Raw genomic sequence first — 1,549 nt, 5'->3', positions numbered from 1 at the left:
GAATGATCGGATACTTAATTTGTAATATATCTATTACTCGACTTGTAAACATCATTTTCCCTCCTACTTTCCCTATACCTTCTTTATATGACATGCTTTCCCCTTCTTTTACAAGGATTGAACTTTCGCTCAAGCGAATATATTGAAAGAGAAGGAGGCTGAGAACAATGATTTATCCAAATGCGTTACAAAAAGGTGATACAGTAATGATTATTGCACCGTCTGGCCCACCAACACTTGAGAATGTATTAAAAGGTGTGAACGTATTACAAGAGATGGGTTTATTTGTAATAATCGGAAAGAGCGTTTATGAAAAATATGGATATTTAGCTGGAAGTGATCAAGTTCGTCTTGATGATATACATGAAGCATTTACAAATAATGAGGTCAAAGCAGTCTTTTGTGCACGAGGTGGTTACGGCAGCGCTCGTCTCCTCCCTTACATTCAATATGAAATCATTCAACGGAATCCAAAGATTTTTTGGGGATATAGCGATATTACGGCTTTACATACTGCCTTTTCACGTTATGCAGAGCTTGTAACTTTTCATGGTCCAATGATTGAAGAATTAGGAAAAGGTATAGATTCTCTCTCTTTATCTTCTTTCAATCAACTATTCCATCCGTATTCATCTATCTTATATGCATCAGAATGTATCGTACCTACCTCTCCATGTACAGTTACAGGCACATTAGTTGGAGGGAATTTAACTGTGTTAACAAGTATAATTGGCTCGCCCTATGAGATAAATACGTCAAATAGACTTTTATTGCTTGAAGATATTGGTGAAGAACCGTACCGCATTGACCGGATGTTAAATCAACTACTTTTATCTGGACAGTTTAATGAATGCAGTGGCGTTATTTTTACAAGTTGTCACGACTGCAACCCTTCTAAGCCATCTCAATCATTGCAAACAATATTATATGAATATTTCATGCCATATAATATACCTGTGTTATTCGGTTTACCGATTGGACATATAAGTCCAAATATCGGTATTCCCCTCGGAGCTACAGCAACAATAAATACAACTAACAAAACTGTTTCTATTTCTTCTGGTATAGCCACTCCATGTTCAAATTAAAAAGGAAAAGCTGCTAAGCTTTTCCTTTTACTTATAATAATTAAAGATTCGTCCTGATGCTATCTCTGCAATTTCTTCTGGAATAAATGTTTTACTCATATCTGTTCCAACATTTAATACAGCTGTCGCATCTTTCTCGATGCTACCCAATAATTCTTTTCCACGTATCGTAATAAGGGGTGTCCCTTCTGGCAACACAGCTTTTACAAATTCCAATTGTGTAAAGAATGGAACAATCCATCTACCCTCTCCTTGGAAATGACGTAAACGAAGTGTGCCTTCTGTTGCCCCGTCCTCTGCTTCTAATGAACCAGCAACATAAAACTCCGTTGTTAAGAGCAATTCATAAAATTCCTTTTGCTTTTGTTTATCATCTCCTGCTAAAACGAGTACTTCTTCTATTTTCTTTACTGGAATTTGCTTCATATGATGACACCCCTATTTTCAAAATGATTATACTT

2 protein-coding genes are annotated in these 1,549 nt (G+C 36.2%); one reads left to right on the top strand and one right to left on the bottom strand.

Translation table 11 applies throughout. The features are described from left to right. The first annotated feature begins 167 nt into the window (after positions 1-167). On the top strand, positions 168-1,088 hold the full coding sequence (locus AC1DTM_RS25960; protein ID WP_088098844.1) for a S66 peptidase family protein: 921 nt from the start codon (positions 168-170) through the stop codon (positions 1,086-1,088). Positions 1,089-1,115: 27 nt separating this feature from the next. Here the strand turns inward: AC1DTM_RS25960 and AC1DTM_RS25955 are convergent, their stop codons facing one another. Further along, positions 1,116-1,514 (bottom strand): SseB family protein, encoded by a 399-nt coding sequence (locus tag AC1DTM_RS25955; protein ID WP_002158706.1) that lies wholly within the window; start codon positions 1,512-1,514, stop codon positions 1,116-1,118. Positions 1,515-1,549: the final 35 nt, after the last annotated feature.

This window comes from Bacillus sp. P4_D3, assembly GCF_056401855.1.
The sequence above is the reverse complement of the archived record's forward strand: the minus strand, read 5'-3'. Positions and strand labels throughout refer to the sequence as shown.

Excerpts from the sequence above, each read along its gene's own strand:
- AC1DTM_RS25960 (WP_088098844.1), top strand. The coding sequence starts at position 168 with ATGATTTATCCAAATGCGTTACAAAAAGGTGATACAGTAATGATTATT.
- AC1DTM_RS25955 (WP_002158706.1), bottom strand. The coding sequence starts at position 1,514 with ATGAAGCAAATTCCAGTAAAGAAAATAGAAGAAGTACTCGTTTTAGCA.